This window comes from Streptomyces sp. NPDC045470 (genome assembly GCF_040646595.1).
In the GTDB taxonomy this organism is placed as follows: Bacteria; Actinomycetota; Actinomycetes; order Streptomycetales; family Streptomycetaceae; genus Streptomyces.
The window spans coordinates 108,948-131,233 of sequence record NZ_JBEZAN010000003.1; the positions used below are offsets into that span (position 1 = coordinate 108,948).

Below are 22,286 nucleotides of genomic sequence, written 5' to 3' on the forward strand. Positions count from 1 at the left end.
CCCGACCTGGATAAATAATACGCTGATTCGATCTCCACCCTAAATAGAGTGAACACCTTCCGTTCTTCGCGACAAACGGCGCCGCATCGGGTTGATTGGTGGTCGGCGGCCCACCAGCCGTGGTGGCGGGCACCGGGTGTCCCCGCCAGGCCGCCTGTCCTTTTTCTCAATGTACGAGGAGCAACATTCCATGTCGCGTGCCATCAAGACTGCCGTCGCCGCCGCGGGAACCTGCGCCATCATCCTGGGCGGCGCGAGCCTCGCGACTGCCGACTCCGGGGCCCAGGGCGCGGCGCTGAACTCGCCGGGCGTGGTCTCCGGCAACACCGTTCAGGTTCCGGTCCACGTGCCGGTCAACGTCTGCGGCAACAGCATCAACATCGTCGGTCTGCTCAACCCGACCTTCGGCAACACCTGCGTCAACGACTGACGTTGACCACCTGACGCGCCACCGCCCCCGGGCGGGCCGGCGTGCGATGCCCGGTGCGGGGCGGCTGTACGGCCGTCCCGCACCTTCGTCGTGTGCGCGTGGGTCCGTACGGTCAAGCGCTGGTGGCATCGCGCGGCAGGCGCAGGCGCCCGGCCACCACATCGCGGGCCACCTCGGTGATGGGGCGTTCGGTGGCGAAGGCGTGGGCGCGCAGCCGCGCCAGGGCGCTGGCCAGCGGCACCCGGAGGTGGACGCTGAGGATCCCGGTGGCCTGGTGGACTTCCGAACGGTGCAGGTCCGCAGGGTTCAGGAACCGCGGACCGGCGTGCCGGCCGCCGAGCAGGAACAGGGTCAGCGCGTCCGCGAGCGTCAGCGCGCCGGCGGCGCTCTCCGGCGCGAGCCGGTGGGGCGTGCGCCGGTGGCAGGTCAGAGCGCCGACCCGCAGCGCACCGAGCCGCAGGGGGAAGGCGAAGACCGCCCGGATACCCAGTTCCCGTGCCTGTGCGGCGAACATCGGCCACCGGGAGCCGCAGCGGGACAGGTCGGCGACCAGGCACAGGGCGCCGTCGCGGGCCGCGTCCAGGCCAGGTCCCTCGCCCAGGGTGAACTGGAGATCGTCCAGACGTGCTCCGTCGGGGTCGCTGTGCCACAGCAGTTGCGAGCCGTCGAAGTGCAGCGAGATCGCCGTACCGTCCACGTCCAGCAGGACGGCGCACTGGGCACACCACAGACGGGACGGCCCCGGTCCACCGGGCTGCAGCTTCTCGATCAGGTTCGCGACGGTCTGTCCCGACATGCCTCCCCCACCCACCCGCGCCGGACCGGACCGGGCCCGCCGCTGTCACGCCAATGTATTGCAGCCCCGGACCGCCAGGTGGGCCGAACGCGGTCTCACGGCACCATGTCCGCACCCCGAAGGCCCGGGAAGGCGTCGGAAGTTGCCCAGCCGCGCAGTAAGGCGTCGATCGTCGACCGGAAAGCGGTCTCGGCTGCGGCGCCTTCGAGGGCGCCGGCGAGTTCGAGGGACACCAGCCCGTGCAGGGCGGCCCACAACGAGACCGCGATCTGTGTGGTGCCGCCCGCGAGGACACGGTCCACCACGACGCGGTCGATCGCCGCGACCAGCGGCCGCACCGGGTCGCGGTCGCCGACCCGGTCCGACGGGACGAAGGACTGCGCGCCGCCGACCTCGGCAGCGACACCGCGTCCGCCTACTGCGCACGGGACGCGCGCCGCGTTCCGGTCGAGGACACGGCGCGGAACTTCTCCTTCAGCGCCGCCGCCAGCCTCCGTGTCCAACAAACGATCGAGGACTCCCCCTCCCCTTCCCTCGCCCCGCTGCTGAAGCGGTCCCGGACACCCGCGACGCTGATGATCGCGGAGTGCACCTCACAGGTTCGGCAGTGGGAGACCGGCGTCCTCGCGGCCGACCCCGCCATCCGGCGCACCCAGTACCTGCCCGGCGTCGGCCACCACATGTGGAACGGTCTGGACGACAACGACCGGCGAGCGGCAGCCGTCATCACCGCGTTCCTCGACGACCGGCCCGCACCGCTGCCCGACTACCCGGCCCGGGCCGGCATCCCCGCCTTCCTCCGCGACCACAGGCGAGCGGCCGGGCACCTGTTCCGGCCCGCCCGCCCGGAGTCCCGCCGTCAGGTCTTCTGCCCGGAAGCGGCGAACGTGCGGATCATCTCCTCGATGTCGTGCAGGGCCAGCACATGGTCCACCGCGCCGGCCTCCAGCGCGGCCCGGGGCATGCCGGGGTAGTCGGCGGATTCCGGGTCCTGGACCACGACGGTACCGCCGCCGTCCTTGACGGCCCGGGCGCCCGCCGCGCCGTCGCGTCCGGTCCCACTGAGCACGAAGGCCCAGGCACGGTCCTCGTAGGTCTCGGCGACCGAGGTGAACAGCCGGTCCGCGGCGGGCCTGACCCGGTTCACCCGTTCCGTGTCGGACAGGGTCAGGATGCCGCCGGGACCGATGAGCAGATGCCGGTCGGGCGGCGCCAGGTAGACCCGCCCGGCCGCGGCCCGTTCACCGTCCCGGGCCATGGCGACCGGCACCCGCGTACGCCGCTGGAGGATCGTGTCGAGCAGCGTGCGGTGGCGCGGGCTCAGGTGCTGGACGACCAGGGTCGGCACCGGTGGCCCCGTGGTGAAGGAGCCGAACAGCTCCAGCAGCGCGAACACGCCTCCGGCCGAGGCGGCGACGGCCACCACGGCACAACTCTCGCCGATGCACCGTGCCGCTGCCATACGGCGAGCCTAGCCCCGGGCGGTCACGACGACGCCCCGCACACCCCGGCTCACTTCCCCGGCGGCGGCAGCAGCGTCGGGTTCTCGCCATCGAGTATCTGCTGGGCCCGGTGCCTGATGTGGTCCCGGTATTCCGGGTGGGTCAGGACGTAGAAGCGCTCCTCCCGGATGGCCCGCACCACCTCGTCGCCGATGGTGCGCGGGGGGACGCCGAAATCCTCGAAGGCTTTCCGGGCCGCGTCGGGCGACCAGTTGCCCGGGACCGGGCCCGCGTCGGAGTAGCGGGGCGGCCGGTTGCGCTGGGAGCGGTAGATGTCCGTGTCGACCAGGCCGGGGCACAGTACGGACACGCGTGGCTTGCGCCCGCTCTCGACGAGTTCCAGGTGCAGCGTCTCCGAGAGGGAGACGACGGCGGTCTTCGTCGCCCCGTACAGCGAGCCGCCCGGGAGGAGACCGGCCATCGAGGCGGTGTTGACGATGTGCGCCTCCTCGTTCTGCTCGATCATGACGGGCAGGAACGTGCGGATGCCGTGCACGACGCCCATCAGGTTCACGCCGAGAATCCAGGCCCAGTCGTCGAGGGTGCTCTCCCAGCTCGGCTTGCTGCCCGTGTGGACACCCGCGTTGTTGCACAGCACATGTACGGCGCCGTAGGCGCGCAGGGCGGATTCGGCGAGCGCGGTGACCTCGTCCGCCTCGGCCACGTCGGTGACGACGGCGTGCACGTCGGCGCCGCCGTCCCGCAGTCCCGCCGCTGTGGCCTGGAGCGCCGCCTCCTCCACGTCGCCCAGCACCACCCGCATGCCCTCGTGGGCGAACGCCTCGGCCATGCCCCGCCCGATACCGCTCGCGGCACCGGTGACCACGGCGGTCCTGTCCCTCAGATCGTCCATGTCCGCTCCGATCACGGCAGGCTGTCCGGAGCTGGGCGGGGCCCGCTCCCCTGACCGTACCGGCAGCGGGCCCGTCTCAGTCGAGCGTGCGCCGTACGCACTCGGTGACCACGCCCCGCAGACTGCCCGCGCTGCGCAGCAACTCCCGCTGTACGCGAGCGCCGTTGCCCGTCTTCAGCAGGGTGGCCAGTGCCTCCTGCGCGGGCACGAGGTCGCCGCTGTCCTCCAGGGCGTCGCGTACATGGTCGAACAGGGCCCGTACGACGGCCTCGGCCGGGGCCGGACGCATCGTGACGGGGTGGATGAGTTCGCCCTCCAGCCCTGAGCGGGCGGCGCGCCACGTGGCCAGGCGCAGCAGCGCGACGGTGTGGCGGCCGGGCGGGACGCCGTCGTGCCACTGGCGTACCGACGTCTCCACCAGGCCACGGATCAAGGTGGCCAGCAGCACGGTGGTGGACGGGTCCAGGCACACGTCGGCGACGCGGGTCTCGACGGTGGGGTACGTACGGGACAGGCGCGCGTCGAAGTAGACCATGCCCTCGTCCTTCAGCACGCCGCTGGCGGTCATGTCGCCGACCTGCTCGTGGTAGCGGTCGGCGGTGCCGAACACCTCGACCGGGCCGGCCGACGGCCAGCGTCCCCACACCCGGTTGCGGTAACTGCCGTACCCGCTGTCCCCGCCCTGCCAGAACGGTGAGTTCGCGCTCATCGCCAGCAGCACGGACAGCCAGGGCCGCATCCGGTCCAGTACGGCCACGCCCTCCTCGTCGGAGTCCACGGAGACGTGGATGTGGCAGCCGCAGGTCAGCTGTTCCTGGGCGGTGAGGCCGAAGTTCTCCGCGAGCCACTGGTGGCGTTCGCCGCTGCCGATGGTCGGGCTCACCTCCAGCGGCGAGGTGGCCAGGGCGGCCACCGACGCCCGCAGCCCCTCGGCGTGGCGTGCCGCCTCCGCCCGCCAGCGCCGTATCTCCTTGGCCAGGTCGCCCATGTCCGTCTGCGGCCGGGTGGCGAACTCCAGCTGCTGCCGGTGCAGCTCGCTCTCGAAGACCTCCTCGTTGCCCAGCGGGTCACGCGACGCTGCCGCGAGGACCGCCGCCGAGAGCGCCCGCGGCTCGCCGGTCCGCGCGTCCACCAGCAGCAGTTCCTCCTCCACACCCACACTGCGCACGTCGTCCACCCTTCCTCCGTTTCCGGAACCGCTCGCGTACCCCGGCCCCGGCCGCTCACGCCCGGTGACTCCCCGGACCCCGGTGAACCGGCCGGGGCCCCGGCGCCGGTCAGCCTACGGCCGGGGCCCCTTCGGCCACGTCGTACGCGGGCGGGGGCGTACCCGAACGGCGGCGCGCCGGACGGGCGGCGTCCTGCTCGTACGCGCCGGATCCCGCCACCCGGATCGGCAGGGACGGCGGCGCGCCTGGCTGAAAGACGCCTGCCGGCCAGGGGACGGGTTCCTCCGTCGGCCTCCGGGTGGGACAGTCGGCGCCGCGACGTGCTCCAGAGGTCCCTGCGACGTCCCACAACCGGAACGCCATGCCGTTTCCGGACATTCTCTGAATAACGGCGTGGCGATGTTGAGATAGGTGTACTCGGTCTGGGCGCGGGGTGCTGTGGTGCGGGTCGAGGAGCAGTCATGTATTGCAGCCGGTGTGGTGCTCAGGTAATTCAGGGACCGGATGGCGGGTGGTCGTGCAACTGTGGAGCGTCCGGATGACCGAGGGCGAGCCGAGGCCGGGTGGCGTGGACACCGGGGACGCGGGCAAGCGGTGGCCGGAATACTTCACCACCGCACCGTGCCCACGCTGCCAGACGGCCAACGACGGACTGAACGGCCGCTTCGCCTGCGACGCCTGCGGCCACGCGTACACCTTCCACGTACCGCCGTGACCGGCGGACCGGTTGCGGTGGGTGCGGCGGGGAAGCCCGTTGCAACACGGCGGACGCCGGGTAGGAGGTGTATGTGGAATGTGTGGTGGTGTTACTGCTCGGCTCGGTGCTCGTCGGCGGGCTCGTGCTCTTCGTCATAGAGGCCGGCGTACGGCGCACGCGGTCCATGGCCGCCCGTGACGACCAGGAGATCAGCGAGCTGCACCGGCGTTACGGCGACGGCCGGTGGTGACGGCCGGTGCCGGCCGCCGAGGGTGACGGCCGACGGCGGCAGCGGGAGCGCGACCTGAGCGCCTCTCAGGGCCGGTCGCCTTCCTGCTGCCGCCTCGTGGCCGGGTGGCCGGACCGGCCGGGTCGGCCGATGGTCCGGTCCGGTTCAGCCGGGTGTCCGGATCAGCCGGTCACCGGCGCCGGGTAGGTCGGGTACTCCACCCCGGAGACGTACTGGACGACGCGGATGACCTGGCAGGAGTAGCCGAACTCGTTGTCGTACCAGAGGTAGAGGATCGCGTTGTCGCCGTCGACCTTGGTCGCACCGGCGTCGACGATCGAGGCGTGGCGCGAGCCGATGAAGTCGTTCGAGACCGCGTCGGGGGCGCTGGTGAAGTCGATCTGACGCCGCAGCGGCGAGGTCAGCGACACGTCGCGGAGGTGTTCGAGGACCTCCTCGCGGCTGGTCTCCCGGGCGAGCTGGAGGTTGAGGATGGCGATCGAGACGTCCGGCACCGGGACGCGGATCGAGCTGCCGGTGATCTTCGCCTGGAGGTCGGGCAGCGCCTTGGCGACGGCGGAGGCGGCGCCGGTCTCGGTGATGACCATGTTGAGCGGCGCCGAGCGGCCGCGGCGGTCGGCCTTGTGGTAATTGTCCAGCAGGTTCTGGTCGTTGGTGAACGAGTGGACGGTCTCGACGTGACCGCGCAGCACACCGTACTCGTCGTCCATCGCCTTCAGCGGCGGGACGATGGCGTTGGTGGTGCAGGACGCGCAGGACAGGATCTGCTCGTCCGGCTTGATCGTGTCGTGGTTGACGCCGTGCACGATGTTGGGGACGTCGCCCTTGCCCGGCGCGGTCAGGACGACCTTGTCGACGCCGGGGCGCAGGTGCTTCGACAGTCCCTCGCGGTCGCGCCACTTGCCCGTGTTGTCGATGAGGATGGCGTCCTTGATGCCGTACGCCGTGTAGTCCACCTCCGACGGGTCGTCGGCGTAGATCACCTTGATCACGTTGCCGTTGGCGACGATGGTGCTGTTCGCCTCGTCGACGGTGATGGTGCCCTGGAACTGGCCGTGGATGGAGTCGCGGCGCAGCAGCGAGGCCCGCTTGACGATGTCCTGCTCCCCGCCCCTGCGGACGACGACGGCACGCAGCCGCAGGCCGTTGCCGGAGCCGGCCTTCTCGATGAGCAGCCGGGCGACGAGCCGGCCGATGCGGCCGAAGCCGTAGAGGACGACGTCGCGCCCCTTCCGGCACTCGATCTTGTCGGCGCCCATCGCACCCGCGACGGCCTCGGCGGTGAACTCCTCCACCGACAGGCCGCGGTCGTCGGCCTTGTACGTCTCGGCGAGCCGGCCGATGTCGATCTGGGAAGGACCGAGGTCGAGAGCGGTGAGGGCCTGCAGGAACGGGAACGTCTCGGTGATCGAGAGCTCCTCGCCGGCTATCTGGCGCGCGAATCGGTGCGTCTTCAGGATGCTGACCACCGACTTGTTCACCAGGGAGCGGCTGTGGAGCAGGACCGTGACGTCCCGCTCCCGGTGCAGCTTCCCGATGATCGGGATCATCGACTCCGCGATCTCCTCGCGGTTCTTCCAGTTTGTGAACGAGTCCTCGTTGACAGTCACAGGTCCATCTTTCGAGCTAGGCGGTGCTCAGATGCTAACCCCAGCGCTCTTTCGTTGTGCACGGGGTGCCGTAGTGACTGATGACACGGTCGACTGACTGACATGCCCATGACAACAGCGACCGGAGGCGGCGCGCCCTGCCGGGCCGGGCGCCCGTCGTACGGGCATCCGGTCCGGCAGGGCGCGCCGCACGCGTCAGGAGCGGTGGTACGGGTTCGGGACGTGGATGTCGGCACCGAGCTCGCGGGCCGCGTTACGGGCGAAGTACGGGTCGCGCAGCAGCTCACGGCCGATGAGGGCGGCGTCCGCCCGGCCGTCCACGATGATCTTCTCGGCCTGCTGGGCCTCGGTGATCAGACCGACCGCACCGACCGGCAGCCCGGTCTCCTTCTTGACCCGCTCGGCGAAGGGCACCTGGTAGTCGGGGCCCACCGCGATCTTCGCGCCGGGGGCGTTGCCGCCGGTGGAGGTGTCCAGCAGGTCCACGCCGTGCGCCTTCAGGTCGGCGGCGAAGCGTACGGTGTCGTCGGCGGTCCAGCCCTCGCGCTCGTCGTCCGCGTTCTCCGACAGCCAGTCCGTCGCCGAGATCCGGAAGAACACCGGCAGGCCCTCGGGCCACACGGCCCGCACCGCGTCCACGACCTCCAGCGCGAACCGGGTGCGGTTCTCGTACGAGCCGCCGTACTCGTCGGTGCGCCGGTTGGTGTAGGGCGAGAGGAACTCGTTGATCAGGTAGCCGTGCGCGCCGTGGATCTCCGCCACCTCGAAGCCCGCCTCCAGGGCCCGCCGCGCGGTCGCCGCGAACTGCCCGACGATCTCCTGGATCTCCTCGGCCGACAGTTCCGCCGGCTCGGCGGACGTCTCGTCGAACGCCAGCGGGCTCGGGCCCACCGGCCGCCATCCGTGCCCCTCACCGGGAGCGATCGCGGCGCCGCGGTCCACCCACGTACGCTCGGTGGAGGCCTTGCGCCCCGCGTGGGCGATCTGGATGCCGGGGACGGAGCCGTGCGCCTTCAGGAAGTCGGTGATGCGGCGGAACGCGGCGGTCTGCCGGTCGTTCCAGAGCCCCAGGTCGTACGGGCTGATGCGCCCCTCGGGGCTCACCGCCGTCGCCTCGGTCAGGATCAGCCCCGTACCGCCGACGGCGCGCGAGGCCAGGTGCTGGAAGTGCCAGTCGTTGGGCACACCCTGCTCCGGACCGTCCGGCGCCGCCGAGTACATGCACATGGGAGCCATCCATATGCGGTTGGGGATGGTCAGCGACCGGAGGGTGAGGGGCTCGAACAGTGCGCTCACGACGGACTCCCGCGTTCGGTGATGCTTCGGCTTGACGCTTCGTACGATAGCCCTCGTAGTACGGGGGCTGTCAAACTACGACGGTTCTCGTACTTGTGGCGGGGGTGCGAGGGGGCGCGTCGGCGCACGCGAACGGGGCCGGCCCCGATGGGTCCGGCCCCGCACGTCGTTCCACGCCGCTGTACCGTCCGGCTCGCGGCGTACCCCCGTACCGCCGCGACCGGCCGGTCGGCCCGGAGCTCCGCACTGGGCCGACCGGCTCACGATAAGCGCCCCGGGGCGTCTCGTTCGAGCGATTTTTGACGCCCTCCGGATGCGCTGCGCCGCGTCCGCCGGCGCCGGCGACGCCCCTGAGCGCCGCACCCGCGCCGAGGCGCCGGAGAGGGCAGGCCCAAGGAGGCGTCCGGAGGGATCGTATGAAGAACCGATGCACTTGCAGTGTTTCGATCCGCAAAAGCGGGAAACACCAGAGTCGAAGCGTTTTGATCTTATTTGTGAACGAGGTGAGCTGCCATGGGAATCATCGCGTGGGTCCTGATCGGGTTGCTGGCGGGTGCGATCGCGAAGGCACTGATGCCGGGTAAGGACCCCGGTGGATGCCTCGTCACCATGCTGATCGGCATCGTCGGTGGTCTGCTGGGCGGCTGGCTCGGCAAGGTGATCTTCGGGGTGGAGTCGATCAACGGCTTCTTCCACCTCTCGACGTGGATCGCGGCCATCATCGGTTCGGTGATCGTCCTGGTGATCTACCGCGTGACCATCGGCCGTAACCAACGGCACTGACGCGGCACGACCGAACGGCGGCGACGGGCCGGCCCCCTGGCGACAGGGGGCCGGCCCTTCCCGTGTGCCGGGACGGCCGCTCCGCACCGGCCGAGAACGGCGGGCACATACGTTCTGACCTGCGCGGATGGGGCGCCGGAGGGCCGTTGTCAGTGGTCGGGTGCAGACTGAGCGGTATCTGAGACAACGGCGTCCCGGAGGTGTTCGGCATGGCATCCGGCAAGACTTCGAACAAGACAGACGTCCTCCTCGCGGTGGGCACGCGCAAGGGGCTGTTCATCGGTCGGCGGCGGCACGGCGACTGGGAGCTGAGCGGGCCGCACTTCGCCGCGCAGGCGGTGTATGCGATCGGCATCGACACCCGCCGCCCGGCACCCCGGGTGCTGGCCGGGGCGGACAGCACCCACTGGGGCCCCTCGGTCTTCCACTCCGACGACCTCGGCGAGACCTGGCGGGAACCGTCCCGCCCGCCCGTCAAGTACCCGCCGGACACGGAGACTTCCCTGGAACGGGTGTGGCAGCTCCATCCGGCGGGCCCGGCCGCGCCCGACGTGGTGTACGCCGGGACGGAGCCCGGCGGACTGTTCCGGTCGGCGGACGGGGGTGAGACGTTCGAGCTGGTCCGCCCCCTGTGGGACCACCCCTCCCGGGAGCGGTGGGTGCCCGGCGGTGGCGGGCTGGCGGTGCACACGGTGATCACGGACCCGCGGGACGCAGACGCGGTGACGGTCGCGGTCTCCGCCGCCGGCGTGTTCCGTACGAAGGACGGCGGCCGGAGCTGGGCTCCGTCGAACAGCGGTGTGAAGGCGGTGTTCCTGCCCGACCCGGACCCGGAGTTCGGACAGTGCGTACACAAGATCGCGCAGGACCCGGTGGACCGGGACCGGCTCTATCTGCAGAACCACTGGGGCGTCTACCGGAGCGACGACGCGGGCGCGAAGTGGACGGACATCGGCGGCGGACTGCCCTCCGACTTCGGGTTCGCGACGGCGGCCCACCCGCGCCGGGCCGACGTGGCGTACGTCTTCCCCATCACCGCGGACATCGACCGCGTCCCCGCGGAACACCGCTGCCGGGTGTACCGCACCGAGGACGCCGGTGCGAGCTGGCAGGCGCTCAGCGACGGTCTGCCCCAAGAGGATCACTACGGCACGGTGCTCAGGGACGCGCTGTGCGTCGACGACACCGACCCCGCCGGCGTCTACTTCGGCAACCGCAACGGGGAGGTCTTCGCCAGCGCGGACGACGGCGACAGCTGGCAGCAGCTCGCCTCGCACCTGCCGGACGTGCTGTGCGTACGGGCAGCCGCCGTCGGCTGAGCGGGGCGGCGGATCCGGCCGTCGGTTGAAGAGGATCACCCTGCGGCCAGTAGGGTGACGGTCGTGGCTGCACGACCTCTTCATGAAATCGTCGAACCCGGCTGGGCCAAGGCACTTGAGCCGGTCGCCGGACAGATCGCCAGGATGGGCGAGTTCCTGCGGGCGGAGATCGCCGCGGGGCGTACGTACCTCCCGGCGGGCAGCAATGTGCTGCGCGCCTTCCAACAACCCTTCGACGACGTCCGGGTGCTCATCGTCGGGCAGGACCCGTATCCGACGCCCGGCCACGCGGTGGGCCTGAGTTTCTCCGTCGCGCCGGACGTCCGCCCGCTGCCCGGGAGCCTGGAGAACATCTACCGCGAGATGGCCTCCGACCTCGGGCTGCCGCGGCCGTCCAACGGCGACCTGACGCCGTGGACACGGCAGGGCGTCCTGCTGCTCAACAGGGCGCTGACGACGGCGCCGCGCAAACCGGCGGCGCACCGCGGCAAGGGCTGGGAGGAGGTCACGGAGCAGGCCATCCGGGCCCTGGTCGCGCGGGGCCGTCCGATGGTGTCGGTGCTGTGGGGCCGTGACGCGCGCAATCTGCGACCGCTCCTCGGCGACCTGCCCTCGGTGGAGTCCGCGCACCCCTCCCCCATGTCGGCGGACCGGGGGTTCTTCGGCTCGCGCCCGTTCAGCCGGACCAACGACCTGCTGGTGCGGCAGGGCGCGCAGCCGGTGGACTGGAGACTGCCCTGACCCTGCGGGATAGTGTGCCCGCATGACGAACGCGAACATCCCTGCGGGTTGGTACGCCGACCCGCAGGGCACGCCCGACCGGCTGCGCTGGTGGGACGGGTCCCGGTGGACCGAGCACACGCACGAGGGCCGGCCGGCCCAGGCGCAGACACCGGCCCCGCAGCAGGCGGCCCAGCAGCAGCAAGCACAGCAGCCGTCGTACGTGAAGGCCGGGCAGCAGAGCGCCCCTCAGCAGCAGGGCGGACAGCCGTATGGCCAGCAGGGCCCCGGACCGGGGTACGCGCCCCAGCAGCAGAGCGCCGTCCAGCCGATGCCGCAGCAGTACGCGCCGCAGGCCGGGCAGCAGGTACCGGCCGGGCAGCAGGCCGGAGCCGGTCAGCCGATGCACGGCGGGCCGGTGCCGGGAGCGCAGCCGGGCTACGGGCAGCCGGGTGGCAATCCGGGGCAGGTGCAGTACCAGGTGCAGCAGCAGGCCGGTGTCGCCCCCACCGCCCAGGGCGGCGGCACGCTGTTCACCGAACCGGTGCTGGTGGTGAACCAGAAGGCCAAGCTGATCGAGGTGACGAACGAGTACAGCGTCTTCGACCAGCACGGCAACACCCTCGGCACGGTCGTCCAGGTCGGTCAGAGCACCGCGAAGAAGGTGCTGCGGATCGTCTCCAGCCTCGACCAGTACATGACCCACCGGCTGGAGATCCGGGACGCCTACGGTCAGCCCCAGTTGGCGCTGACCCGCCCCGCGAAGTTCATCAAGTCGAAGGTGCTGGTGGAGCGGCCCGACGGGCAGCCCGTCGGCGAGATCGTGCAGCAGAACGCCATCGGAAAGATCAACTTTGCGATGATGGCGGGCGGACAGCAGATCGGCGCCATCAAGGCGGAGAACTGGCGCGCCTGGAACTTCGCCATCGTCGACCACACCGACACCGAGGTCGCCCGGATCACCAAGACCTGGGAGGGCCTGGCCAAGACGATGTTCACCACCGCGGACAACTACGTTTTGCAGGTCCACGCCCAGCTCCCCGAGCCGCTGCGGAGCCTGGTCGTCGCCACGGCGCTGACCGTGGACACCGCCCTCAAGCAGGACGCGCGCGGATTTGGCTGAGCCCCGGAGCGGTGCGGCAGGCCCGGCGCCCGGTCACGTCCTCGGCGTGGACTCGGGCGGCTCCGGGCTGCGGATCGCCGTCGCCCGCGCGGACGAGGGGGACGCGCGGCCGCTCGCCTCGTACACCTCCCAGGAGCCGATCGGCACCGGCCCGAACGGCATGGACGCCCACCAGTTGCTCAAGCAGCTCGTGCCGGCCGCGCAGGACCTGATGCGGGACACGGGTGCCCGGCGCCTCGACGCCGTGTGCGTCGGCGCCGCGGGCATGGCGTCGCTCGGCACGGAGCTGCGCGCCGAGCTGCCCGGGGCCCTGGCGGAGGCGTTCGGCGTGCGGCGGCTCGCGCTGGCCGCCGACGCCGTGACCGCGTACGCCGGGGCGCTCGGCCAGACGCCGGGCGCCGTCGTCGCCGTGGGCACCGGCGTCATCGCGACGGGTACGGACCTCACCGCGGCCGGCGGCTGGCGCCGCGCCGACGGCTGGGGGCACCTGTTGGGCGACTGCGGCAGCGGCGCCTGGATCGGCAGGGCCGGGCTGGAGGCGGCGCTGCGCGCGTATGACGGGCGTACGGGCGGTTCGGCCGCGCTGCTGGCCCGTATGGAGGCGCTGTGGGGCCCTGCGGCCGAGCTGCCCGGCATGCTGTACCCGCGTGCTGACCGGACGGCCGTCCTGGCGTCGTTCGCGCCCGAGGTCGCCGCCTGCGCCGGGCACGACCCCGTGGCGGCGGACATCTTGAACACGGCCGCGCGGCACCTGGCGGAGGCGGCGGCTGCCGTCTGCCCCACCGCGGACGGCAGCGTGGTGGCCTTCACCGGAGGCCTTCTGCATCTGGGCGAGCCTCTGCTGGCGCCGCTGCGCACGGCGTTCGACGAGCTGCTGCCGCACGCCCGGCGGGTCGAGGCGCAGGGCGATCCGCTGGGCGGGGCGCTGCGCGTCGCCGCGGCGCTGGCCACCGGACGGCTGCTGCTGCCCACGGACGGGAAGCTGCTGCGGATCTCGCGGTAGGGGCGGTGACGGGACGCGGCAGGAAACGGCGCCGTGGCGCGGGCGCCGGGACGGCCGTGAATTCCGGAAGTTGATGAATTCCGGAAGTTGTCGCGGATGTCCGGCGAATCGTTCCGTCGGCGGACGGCCCGGAGCGCGCGCGGGACAGCGCCCGGCGGGTCGCGTCCCGGCCCTCGCCCCCGGAGCCCCGGCAGGCTCGCACCGACGCTCGATTCGGGCTCTGACCTGCCCATACGGCGCGCGGGACAATTCGGGACGGATACCTCCCGGCCGAGCCCTCCCGCCGCGCGGGGGACCCCCGAGGCGTTAACATGCGACGCCATGAGTTCCCCCACTGGGCCCGCACCCGGCTCGCCCCGTTTTGACGAAGTTTCTCCGAGCTCGGGCGCCGCACCTGGCCTGCCTGTACGAATGCCGCGTCCCCGGCAGTCCGGTCGCCACCGTCGGCCGGAACCCGTCGCCGCGCCCGAGGGCGCGCCCTCCCTGGTCCTCGCCGTTCCCGGCACCCCCTCCGCCGCCACGCGCAGCCTGGCGGCGGAGGTGACCAGCATCGCCCGCTCCGAGCTGCCCGGCCTCGACGCCCGGATCGGCTTCGTGGACGGCGGCGACGCCGAGTACCCGGCGCTGGAGGCCGTGCTCGCGCAGGCCGCCGGTGAGCACAAGGCGCGTACCGGCGACGGCTCGCAGCCCGAGCGGCAGGGCCCGCCCGCGGTGGTCGTACCGCTGCTGGCCGGACCGGACAGCGCGCTGCTCCGCCGGATACGCCAGGCCGTCATGAACAGCGGCTCGGCCGCCGAACTGACCGACGTGCTCGGCCCGCACCCGCTGCTCGCCGAGGCGCTGCACGTCCGCCTCTCCGAAGCGGGTCTGGCCCGCGCCGACCGGGCGCGCCTGTTCACGGTCGCGACGGCCGCCGACGGCATCGTCCTCGCCACGGTCGGCGGCGAGGAGGCGGTCCAGGCCGCCGGGATCACCGGCATGCTGCTCTCCGCCCGCCTGGCCGTGCCGGTGCTGGCCGCCGCGCTGGACGAGGAGGGTGCCATCTCCCGGACGGCGGAGGAGCTGCGCTCCTCGGGCTCGCAGCAACTGGCCCTGGCCCCGTACCTGATCGGCCCCGAGATCGCCGACGGCCTGGTGGGGGCGGCGGCCGCGGAGGCGGGCTGCGCGGCGGCGGAGCCCCTGGGCGCGTACGGGACGGTCGGCCGCCTGGTGCTGTCGAACTACGCGTCGGCGCTGGGCATCACGCTGCAGGCGGCGGGACAGCACGCACCGGCGCGGTAATTGCGCGATCCCGCGCTCCTGAAGCCATGTGGCCGCACGGCCTGTCCGTACGACTTCCGTACGGACAGGCCGTGCGGCAGTTCAGGCGAAGACCACGCAGGAAGCGGCCGGAGCCGCGATCGAGCCGCCGGCTTCCGGTATCCCGGTCGTGGGGTCGACGGAGAACCAGGTCACGTCACCGGAGCGTTCGTTGGCGGCGTAGAGGTGCCGCCCTCCCGGGTGCAGTGCCAGGTCGCGCGGCCAGTGCCCGCCGCACGGCACGGTGGTGACCAGGGCGAGGCCGTCTCCCGACGGGTCCACGGCCAGGACCGAGATGCTGTCGTGGCCCCGGTTCGCCGCCCAGGCGAACCGGCCGTCGGGCGAGACGACCAGTTCGGAGGGGTGGTTGTCGCCCGCGTCCGGGGGCAGGATCGCCGTCTCGGTCAGCGGCGTGAGGGTGCCGGTGGCGGCGTCCCAGCGGCACGGCGTGACCGTGGAGGACAGTTCGTTGACGACGTACGCATGGCCGCCGCGCGGGTGGAAGGCGAGGTGCCGGGGCCCGCTGCCCGCCCGCAGCCGTACCTCGTGACGTACCACCGGCTCCCCACTCTCCGGGTGGAGTGTGCAGACGCGTACCGAATCGGTGCCCAGGTCGACACTGAGCAGCCAGCGGCCGGAGGGGTCGGGCGACACGGCGTGCGCGTGCGGGCCCTCCTGGCGGTCGGGGTTCGGGCCGCTGCCCTCGTGCCGGAGCACGGCGGCCGGCTCCGCGAGGCTGCCGTCGGCCGCTACGCGCAGAGCGCTGACGCTGCCGGAGGTGTAGTTGGCGGTCAGCAGGTGGCCGCCCCAGAGGGCGAGGTGAGTCGGGGCGGCGCCCCGCACCGGTACGGGCGCGCCGAGCGGCACCGGACCGTCCCCGTGGAGGGCGAAGGCGGCGGCAGCGCCGTCGGACGTCTCGCTCACCGCGTAGAGGCGGCGGCCGTCGGGCGAGACGGTGAGGTAGCTCGGGTCGGGCACCTCGGCCGTGGCGTGCAGCAAAGCCAGGGCGCCGGTCTCCGGGTCGACCTCCGCCGTGCTGATGCCACGCCCGCCTGCCGACGTGAAGGACCCGATGTACGCCCGCCGTCCGCTGCCTGTCGTACCCATCGGCGTCACGCCTGCCCTTCGTCCGCCCTGCGTGTCGTACGGAGTTGTACGCGCCGACGCTAACAGGCCGCCGGGGGCTTGCTCACGGGCGCGTGCCGTCGGACACCGGCCATCGGGCAGGGGCTCACCTCGTCCGGCGGCGGCGCACCGGCCGGGCTCGGCGGCCGTCCCCGTCAGGCGTCGGCCAGCGGCGGACGCGGGGAGCTGCGCAGCGGGGCGGCCAGTTCGGCCAGAGCGCGTTCCAGGCCGTGCAGGTGGGCGAGCGCCGGTTCCAGGGCAGGCGCGTGCGGTGCGGCGGCCGCGGTGGCGGCCGTGGCCTCGCGGGGCTGCCGCGGAGCGGTGAGCGCCTCGACGGCGGCCTCCACCCGCTGGCAGGCGGCGGTCAGCCGGGCGTCGTGCGACGCCACCGGGTCGGCGGCGATGGACGCCAGCCCGCGGACCTCACGGGCACAGTCGTCCAGCAGCGCCAGCACCTGCCGGGCCCGTTCCCGGCGGGCACGCATCGGGGCCAGCGGATGCACCAGCGGGGCGAGGGACATCCGTACCTTGCGGAGCAGGACCTCCAGCTCCGCGACGAGCGGGGCCGGGTCGGCGCTCTCCGTGCCCGCGATGCGCGCCGCCGCCTCGGCCGTGCAGTGGTGCACGCAGCGCAGCGCGCGCTGGATCCAGGCGTCCGTCGTGGCGTGCGTGGTGACAGGCAGCACGACCAGGACGGCCAGCAGCGCGCTGAGCGCGCCGACGCCGGTCTCCGCCAGGCGCAGCGCGAGCAGCCCCGGGTCGAGGACGCCCAGCAGCCCGTACAGCAGGCCGACCATCAGGGTCACCGCGAGCATGTTCCAGGTGTACGAGACCGGCGACGCGTAGAAGATCGAGAAGACGCAGACGGCGAGCAGGACGGCCGTGGGTGCCAGGGCTCCGTGCAGGGGCACGGCGATCAGCAGGCCGGCGGGGATTCCGAGGAGGGTGCCGAGCATCCGGCGGAAGCCGCGCACCACGGTCTCGCCGCGCGAAGCGGTGTTGACGAAGATCCACCACATGGCGCCGACCGCCCAGTACCAGCGTTCGTGGGAGAGGAGCTGGCCCGCGGCCAGGGCGACGGCTCCGCCGGCGGTCGCCTGGAGCGCCTGACGGGTCGTGGCACGGGCGAGTCCCCGGCCGCCCGGGAGGACGGGGACGGCGGGCGGCGGCGTACGGCGTTCGTAGCACCACAGTCCGAAGCGGACGGCCGAGCAGGCGAGGAGCGCGAGCACGGTGGCGGCGTACAGCTCCGGCAGCTGTTCGGGCACCGTGCGCAGGAACTGGGCCTCGAAGAAGGACATGAACGCGAAGATGCCGAGGGCGTTGCCGCGCGGGCCCCACCGTCGGGCGTAGACGCCCACCCCGACCGTGACGAGGAAGGCGGTGTCCCGTACCAGCGGGTGGTCGTGCAGCAGCGCGGCGGCGGCGAGCACCGGGAAGCCGACCACCGGCAGCAGGGCGGTGGAGACCAACTGCCCGCGCACCGTCGTGTCCGCGACGGTGAAGAGGGCGAGCAGCGCGGCGACCCCGCCCACCACGGCACCGACCAGTGAGTGGCCGACGGCGGCGCACACGGCCACCGCCAGCCCGACACCCACGACGGCCCGCGCGGCGCTGCGCAGCCGCAGCCGTCCCGGGTCCGGCGCCACGAACACCCTCTTCAACACGGTTTCCACCCCTTGGCGATCGGTTCTGCGCTGTTCGACCCTGCGTCGATCAGCTCGGTGTCACTTCAGCTCTGTGTCGTTCAGCTCTGTTGTCGTTCAGCTCTGTTGTCGTCCGGCCCGGCGCCTCGGCTCCGGCGCCTCGGCTCGGTGACGCGGCCGCCGGCGCGCCGCTCCGTGGGCGCGGCTCCGCGTCTTCGCATCAAAAAGGCGCCGCGGAGATCCGCAGCGCCATCGACCCGCCTATGACAACATCAACACTACTGTTGGCTCAACAGAGCCGGAAAATACTGTGCCATTGGCACAGCTCCGACAGCGACCCCTGGGCCAGCAGATGGCCAATGGCGCGAAAGATCGCCCGACGGCTCGAAACGCACCGTTTTCGGGCCCGTGTGCCGTCCGCGTCTCATCCGTGGTCCTCCGCGCCCCTCCCGCACCCGCTCCCGGCCTTCCACCCCGTCTCACTTCCGCGTCCGGATGACGGAACACCGCGACCGCGTGCATCGTCCACGCATTACCCTCGTCGTCATGTCCGCACCCGCACGCCTCCTCTGTCTCGCGCTCTTCGCGAACTCGGCCTGGTGCGTCGACGACGGGCTCTGTCCCCGCTGAAGCCTGCCGCCGGCGCCGCACCGCAGGCGCCGACGTCCGTGATCATCACTTCCCCGCCCCCGGCGTTTCCGGGGTGACGTGCGCCTCCGGCACCCCGGCACCGTCCGGTACCGACCCGCGCCGTCCGCCCCCTCCCCTGCCCGGCCCGGCCCGCCGCTCACCGCTCACCTCACGGAGCCCGCTGTGACCACAGCACCCCCTGATCCACTCGTCGGAACCCCCCGCCCCGCCCCGGCTCTGCTCGCCCCCTCCCCCACCTCCCGGCCCCGTCCCGCCGCTCCTTCGGCTCCGCCCGTCCGCCGGCTGCCGCTCACCGCCGGTCTGCTGATCGCCGTGGCGCTGTCGGTCCACGTCTTCGCCTCGTACGGTGCGAAGCCCGGCGTCCTCCTGCTGCTCGGACTCGGACTGGGGGTGGCCCTGTTCCACTCCCGGTTCGGGTTCACCTCGGCGTGGCGGCAGCTGGTCGCCGTGGGCAACGGGGCCGGGCTGCGCGCCCACGCACTCCTGCTGGGTACGACAGCCACCCTGTTCGCCCTGGTCATCGGCACCAGCACCGGGCTGTTCGGGTCGGCTCCCGAGCCTTCCGGGGGGCCGCTCGGCGTCGGACTGCTCCTCGGCTCGTTCGTCTTCGCCGTCGGCATGCAACTGGGCGGTGCCTGCGCCTCCGGCACCCTGTTCGCGGTGGGGTCGGGACAGACCTCCATCGTGCTGACGCTGGGCGGCTTCGTCGCGGGTTCGACCCTGGCCGCCTGGCAGTTCGACCTGTGGCGGAACCTGCCCGCGTTCGAGCCCGTCGTGTTCGCCGACCACATCGGCTGGTTCGGTTCGTGGGTCGTCACCATCCTGGCGCTGGCCGTGGTCGTGGCCGTCAGCCGAGCGGTCCAGGCACGCCGCAACCCGCCGCCGACCGGCCCGGTGCCGTCGGCGAGGACCCGGGCAGCCCGGGTCCTGCGCGGCTCGTGGCCGCTGGCCGCCGGCGCGGCGGTACTGGCGGTGCTGGGCGCCGGCGTGCTCCTCGTGTCCGGCGGCGCGTGGGGGGTGACCAGCGCGTTCAGCCTGTGGGGCGCGAAGCTGGTGAGTGCGTTCGGCGGGCATCCGGAGACCTGGTCGTACTGGCAGAAGCCCGCGAACGCGCACGCGCTGTCCGGCCCCGTCCTGGCCGACAGGACCAGCCTCACCGACATCGGCATCATGATCGGCGCGGCGGTCGCGGCCGCGCTGGGCGGCACCTGGGCCCTGCACCGGGGCACCCCGTGGCGCACCGCGGTCGCGGCGGTCGCGGGCGGCGTCCTGATGGGCGTCGGCGCCCGGCTCGCCGGCGGCTGCAACATCGGTGCCTACCTCGCCGGCATCGCCTCCGGCAGCCTGCACGGCTGGATCTGGGGTGCGACGGCGCTGCTCGGCACCTGGGCGGGCCTGAAACTGCGGCCCGTCTTCAGGCTGGCCAACCCGAAGCCCGGCGACGGTGTCTGCTGACGGATGGTGGCGGGACGGGGCCCGGTAGACGGTAGCCGGTGACCGGAAGCCAGTAGGCGGTGGCCGAGGGCCGCGGCCGCTGACCGCCGGCCATCGGCCACCGGCCACCGGCCGTCGTACGCATCGACAAGTGGACCGTTGGTACAGTCGTCGGGCCCCGCACCGCTCCCGAGGAGGCCGTTGGCCCATGGCCGTGGACACGCTCGACGCGAAGATCCTGCGGCTGCTGCTGGAACAGCCGCGCACCAGCGTGCGGGAGTACGCCCGTATCCTCGGCATCGCCCGGGGCACCGTACAAGCGCGCCTGGACCGGCTGGAGCGGGACGGGGTGATCACCGCGTACGGGCCCCGCCTCTCGCCCGCCGCGCTCGGCCATCCCGTCCTCGCCTTCGTGCACATCGAGGTCACCCAGGGGCATCTGGAAGACGTCGCCGAGGAACTGGCCGAGGTGCCGGAGATCATCGAGGCGTTCTCCACGACCGGCGGCGGGGACCTGATCACCCGGGTCGTCGCTCGGGACGCGGCGCACCTGGAGGACGTGATCCAGCGGCTGATCAAGATGTCGGGTGTGGTCCGTACGCGGACCGAGGTGGCCCTGCGGGAACGGGTGGCGCACCGGATGCTGCCGCTGGTCGAAGCGGTGGGCGGGGCCACCGGGCCACGCTGACACGCGCCTTGGCATGCTGGGCCCATGAGCATTTCCGCCGACGCCACCCGTCCCGCCGCTTCCCCCGCGCCCGTCATCTTCGACCTGGACGGCACGCTCGTGGACAGCGAGCCGAACTACTACGAGGCGGGACGCGGGGTCCTCGCCCGGTACGGCGTCACCGACTTCACCTGGGAAGACCACACCCGCTTCATCGGCATCGGCACCCGCGAGACCCTGGAGACGCTCAAGCGGGAGTACGGCATCGACGCGCCCCTCGACGAGCTGCTGGCCGGCAAGAACCGCGCCTACCTCGAACTGGCACGGGCGCACACCGAGGTCTTCCCCGAGATGCGGGCGTTCGTGGAACGGTTGCACACGGCCGGGCACCCGCTGGCGGTGGCCTCCGGCTCCTCGCGGTCCGCGATCGAGACGGTTCTCGCGGCCACCGGTCTGGACGCGTGGCTGCCGGTTCTCGTCTCCGCCGAAGAGGTCGCGCAGGGCAAGCCCGCGCCCGACGTCTTCCTGGAGGCGGCACGACGGCTGGGCGCAGCGCCGGAGACCTGCGTCGTACTGGAGGACGCGCCGCCCGGCGCCGAGGCGGCACGGCGGGCGGGGATGCGGTGCGTGGCGGTCCCGTACGTACCGGAGACGGTGGCGGACCCGGCGTTCGGCAGCGCCGGGCTGTTCCTGCCGGGCGGGCAGAAGGAATTCACGGCGGAGGCCGCGTACCGGTGGGTCACGAAGGACGGGAACGAGGGCCGACGGGATCGCGGGGACGAGCGCTAGCCGCACGAAGCGTGCGCTCCGCCAGGTGCAGCAGTGCAGCCGGTCCGCGTACCAGCACGTACCAGCGCTTTTCCCAGCTTGGGAAAAACGCTCTGCGGAGGCTGGAGAACCGGTCCCGCACCCGTACGGGGCCGCGTCGGCCGCAGGTGGTGCGCCCCGCGCCGTGTTCACCGGTTCGTGCGACATTGCCGCCCCCTCACGCTGAGGGCTTGCCCCCCGGGCACCCCTTTCCTGCCACCCTCGCCCGCCACGTCCCCGGAACACACGGGACGTAGCCGGTCCGCCCACCCCGACAGCAGGCAGGAAAGACATGCGTCGCACAGCGCCCGGAACGAAGTCCCTGACAGCCGTCTGCCTGGCCGTGACGGCGACCGCGGTGTCCGCGGCAGCCGCACCCGCCGCCACGCCCCCGGAGCAGTCCCGCACCTCCCCCCGGGCCCCGAAGGAGTACGTCTCGCTGGACACCGGGGTGCTGATCCACGCGAAACAGTCCACGGCGTACCTGAACCGGCTCGACACCGCCCTGGGAAAGCGGCGGCCGTGCATCGTGCCGCAGGTGAACAGTGAGTTCGGCGCGGGCGGCAACCAGGAGCGTGCCTGGCTCAACACCTTCCTGAAGAACCGGTCGGGAAAGAAGAGCGGCACCTACGCGAGCACCGCCGTGCTCGGCGAACTGCGGGCCCGGGCCGCCGCGACGGGGCAGAACCTGGAGGCCAAGGACACGCAGGTGGTCGGTCAGACCAACAAGATGCTGCGCCTCTCCCTGATCACCGCGGACGTGCGGCTCGCGGACAACCTGGACATCATCAACCGGAAGTACCCGAAGGCGTACCCGGTGGAGCGGCTGCGGTTCGTGAACCGCCTCTCCCCCGCCGCCCGGCCCTCCCCCGTACGGGCGGCGGCCGCGTGCAAGTAGCTCCGGACGCCGGGCACGCCGCGGCCCGGACCCGGGCCTGACGGCGCGGCTCCCCACGTGACGCACCCGTGGGGAGCTCCGCCCGTACGACGCCGACGACCGTCCGGCAGGCGACGGCAGCCTTCCCCACCGGCGGCAGCCTCACCCACACGGGCAGCAGCCTTTCCCACACCGACGGCAACCTTTCCCGCACCGGCGGCAACTGAGG

Annotated in this window: 23 protein-coding genes; 14 read left to right on the forward strand and 9 right to left on the reverse strand. The window is 72.5% G+C overall.

Features of this window, described 5'->3' with window-relative positions:
• The first annotated feature begins 190 nt into the window (after positions 1–190).
• Complete coding sequence (locus AB0A97_RS10885; protein WP_361147609.1) at positions 191–430, forward strand: chaplin; 240 nt, start codon at positions 191–193, stop codon at positions 428–430.
• A gap of 112 nt (positions 431–542) precedes the next feature.
• Here AB0A97_RS10885 and AB0A97_RS10890 read toward each other — a convergent pair whose 3' ends face one another.
• From AB0A97_RS10890 to AB0A97_RS10910, 5 genes are all read right to left on the reverse strand, one after another.
• Positions 543–1,226 (reverse strand): GAF and ANTAR domain-containing protein, encoded by a 684-nt coding sequence (locus tag AB0A97_RS10890; protein ID WP_361147612.1) that lies wholly within the window; start codon positions 1,224–1,226, stop codon positions 543–545.
• Positions 1,227–1,321: 95 nt separating this feature from the next.
• A complete protein-coding gene (locus tag AB0A97_RS10895) occupies positions 1,322–1,729 on the reverse strand; it encodes a WHG domain-containing protein (protein WP_361147615.1) in 408 nt (135 codons plus the stop codon).
• A 356-nt stretch (positions 1,730–2,085) separates the two neighbouring features.
• On the reverse strand, positions 2,086–2,688 hold the full coding sequence (locus AB0A97_RS10900; protein WP_361147617.1) for a chemotaxis protein CheB: 603 nt from the start codon (positions 2,686–2,688) through the stop codon (positions 2,086–2,088).
• 50 nt (positions 2,689–2,738) lie between these two features.
• The gene (locus AB0A97_RS10905) at positions 2,739–3,581 is read right to left on the reverse strand and encodes an SDR family NAD(P)-dependent oxidoreductase (protein WP_361147620.1); all 843 of its coding nucleotides are present in this window, start codon (positions 3,579–3,581) and stop codon (positions 2,739–2,741) included.
• A gap of 76 nt (positions 3,582–3,657) precedes the next feature.
• The gene (locus AB0A97_RS10910; RefSeq protein WP_361148749.1) at positions 3,658–4,749 is read right to left on the reverse strand and encodes a glutamate--cysteine ligase; all 1,092 of its coding nucleotides are present in this window, start codon (positions 4,747–4,749) and stop codon (positions 3,658–3,660) included.
• A gap of 539 nt (positions 4,750–5,288) precedes the next feature.
• Here AB0A97_RS10910 and AB0A97_RS10915 point away from each other — a divergent pair.
• The gene (locus AB0A97_RS10915) at positions 5,289–5,465 is read left to right on the forward strand and encodes a hypothetical protein (RefSeq protein ID WP_361147623.1); all 177 of its coding nucleotides are present in this window, start codon (positions 5,289–5,291) and stop codon (positions 5,463–5,465) included.
• An 85-nt stretch (positions 5,466–5,550) separates the two neighbouring features.
• Positions 5,551–5,697 carry a hypothetical protein gene (locus AB0A97_RS10920; RefSeq protein ID WP_361147626.1) on the forward strand — a complete coding sequence of 49 codons (147 nt, stop codon included), beginning with the start codon at positions 5,551–5,553 and terminating at the stop codon, positions 5,695–5,697.
• 161 nt (positions 5,698–5,858) lie between these two features.
• Here AB0A97_RS10920 and AB0A97_RS10925 read toward each other — a convergent pair whose 3' ends face one another.
• Together AB0A97_RS10925 and AB0A97_RS10930 are read right to left on the reverse strand one after the other, a co-directional pair.
• Complete coding sequence (locus AB0A97_RS10925) at positions 5,859–7,307, reverse strand: glyceraldehyde-3-phosphate dehydrogenase (RefSeq protein WP_361147629.1); 1,449 nt, start codon at positions 7,305–7,307, stop codon at positions 5,859–5,861.
• A gap of 195 nt (positions 7,308–7,502) precedes the next feature.
• Positions 7,503–8,603 (reverse strand): NADH:flavin oxidoreductase/NADH oxidase, encoded by a 1,101-nt coding sequence (locus AB0A97_RS10930; protein ID WP_361147631.1) that lies wholly within the window; start codon positions 8,601–8,603, stop codon positions 7,503–7,505.
• 513 nt (positions 8,604–9,116) lie between these two features.
• Between AB0A97_RS10930 and AB0A97_RS10935 the strand changes: the two genes are divergently transcribed.
• The 6 genes from AB0A97_RS10935 (at position 9,117) to AB0A97_RS10960 (ending at position 14,832) form a co-directional block, all read left to right on the forward strand.
• Positions 9,117–9,386, forward strand: coding sequence for a GlsB/YeaQ/YmgE family stress response membrane protein (locus AB0A97_RS10935; protein ID WP_361147633.1), 270 nt, complete (start codon positions 9,117–9,119; stop codon positions 9,384–9,386).
• Positions 9,387–9,595: 209 nt separating this feature from the next.
• Complete coding sequence (locus AB0A97_RS10940) at positions 9,596–10,705, forward strand: exo-alpha-sialidase (protein ID WP_361147635.1); 1,110 nt, start codon at positions 9,596–9,598, stop codon at positions 10,703–10,705.
• Positions 10,706–10,768: 63 nt separating this feature from the next.
• Positions 10,769–11,446 (forward strand): uracil-DNA glycosylase, encoded by a 678-nt coding sequence (locus AB0A97_RS10945; protein WP_030019129.1) that lies wholly within the window; start codon positions 10,769–10,771, stop codon positions 11,444–11,446.
• A gap of 22 nt (positions 11,447–11,468) precedes the next feature.
• Complete coding sequence (locus AB0A97_RS10950; protein WP_361147637.1) at positions 11,469–12,548, forward strand: phospholipid scramblase-related protein; 1,080 nt, start codon at positions 11,469–11,471, stop codon at positions 12,546–12,548.
• Positions 12,541–13,551, forward strand: coding sequence for a BadF/BadG/BcrA/BcrD ATPase family protein (locus AB0A97_RS10955; protein WP_361147639.1), 1,011 nt, complete (start codon positions 12,541–12,543; stop codon positions 13,549–13,551). The genes AB0A97_RS10950 and AB0A97_RS10955 overlap by 8 nt, the downstream gene beginning before the upstream one ends.
• A 411-nt stretch (positions 13,552–13,962) precedes the next feature.
• Entirely contained in the window at positions 13,963–14,832 is an 870-nt protein-coding gene (locus tag AB0A97_RS10960) for a hypothetical protein (RefSeq protein ID WP_361147641.1), read from the forward strand.
• An 81-nt stretch (positions 14,833–14,913) separates the two neighbouring features.
• On the opposite strand, the gene AB0A97_RS10965 is transcribed toward AB0A97_RS10960, so the two are convergent.
• Positions 14,914–15,957 carry a lactonase family protein gene (locus AB0A97_RS10965; protein ID WP_361147643.1) on the reverse strand — a complete coding sequence of 348 codons (1,044 nt, stop codon included), beginning with the start codon at positions 15,955–15,957 and terminating at the stop codon, positions 14,914–14,916.
• A gap of 173 nt (positions 15,958–16,130) precedes the next feature.
• A complete protein-coding gene (locus AB0A97_RS10970) occupies positions 16,131–17,642 on the reverse strand; it encodes an FUSC family protein (RefSeq protein WP_361147645.1) in 1,512 nt (503 codons plus the stop codon).
• A gap of 792 nt (positions 17,643–18,434) precedes the next feature.
• On the opposite strand from AB0A97_RS10970, the gene AB0A97_RS10975 reads away from it, so the two are divergent.
• From AB0A97_RS10975 to AB0A97_RS10995, 5 genes are all read left to right on the forward strand, one after another.
• Complete coding sequence (locus AB0A97_RS10975; RefSeq protein WP_361147647.1) at positions 18,435–19,727, forward strand: YeeE/YedE family protein; 1,293 nt, start codon at positions 18,435–18,437, stop codon at positions 19,725–19,727.
• 187 nt (positions 19,728–19,914) lie between these two features.
• A complete protein-coding gene (locus AB0A97_RS10980; RefSeq protein WP_031010262.1) occupies positions 19,915–20,394 on the forward strand; it encodes an Lrp/AsnC family transcriptional regulator in 480 nt (159 codons plus the stop codon).
• 24 nt (positions 20,395–20,418) lie between these two features.
• The gene (locus tag AB0A97_RS10985) at positions 20,419–21,162 is read left to right on the forward strand and encodes an HAD family phosphatase (RefSeq protein WP_361147649.1); all 744 of its coding nucleotides are present in this window, start codon (positions 20,419–20,421) and stop codon (positions 21,160–21,162) included.
• 310 nt (positions 21,163–21,472) lie between these two features.
• Positions 21,473–22,078: a hypothetical protein gene (locus tag AB0A97_RS10990; protein WP_361147651.1), complete on the forward strand. Its 606-nt coding sequence runs from the start codon at positions 21,473–21,475 to the stop codon at positions 22,076–22,078.
• Positions 22,079–22,146: 68 nt separating this feature from the next.
• Positions 22,147–22,284 (forward strand): hypothetical protein, encoded by a 138-nt coding sequence (locus AB0A97_RS10995; protein WP_361147653.1) that lies wholly within the window; start codon positions 22,147–22,149, stop codon positions 22,282–22,284.
• Positions 22,285–22,286: the final 2 nt, after the last annotated feature.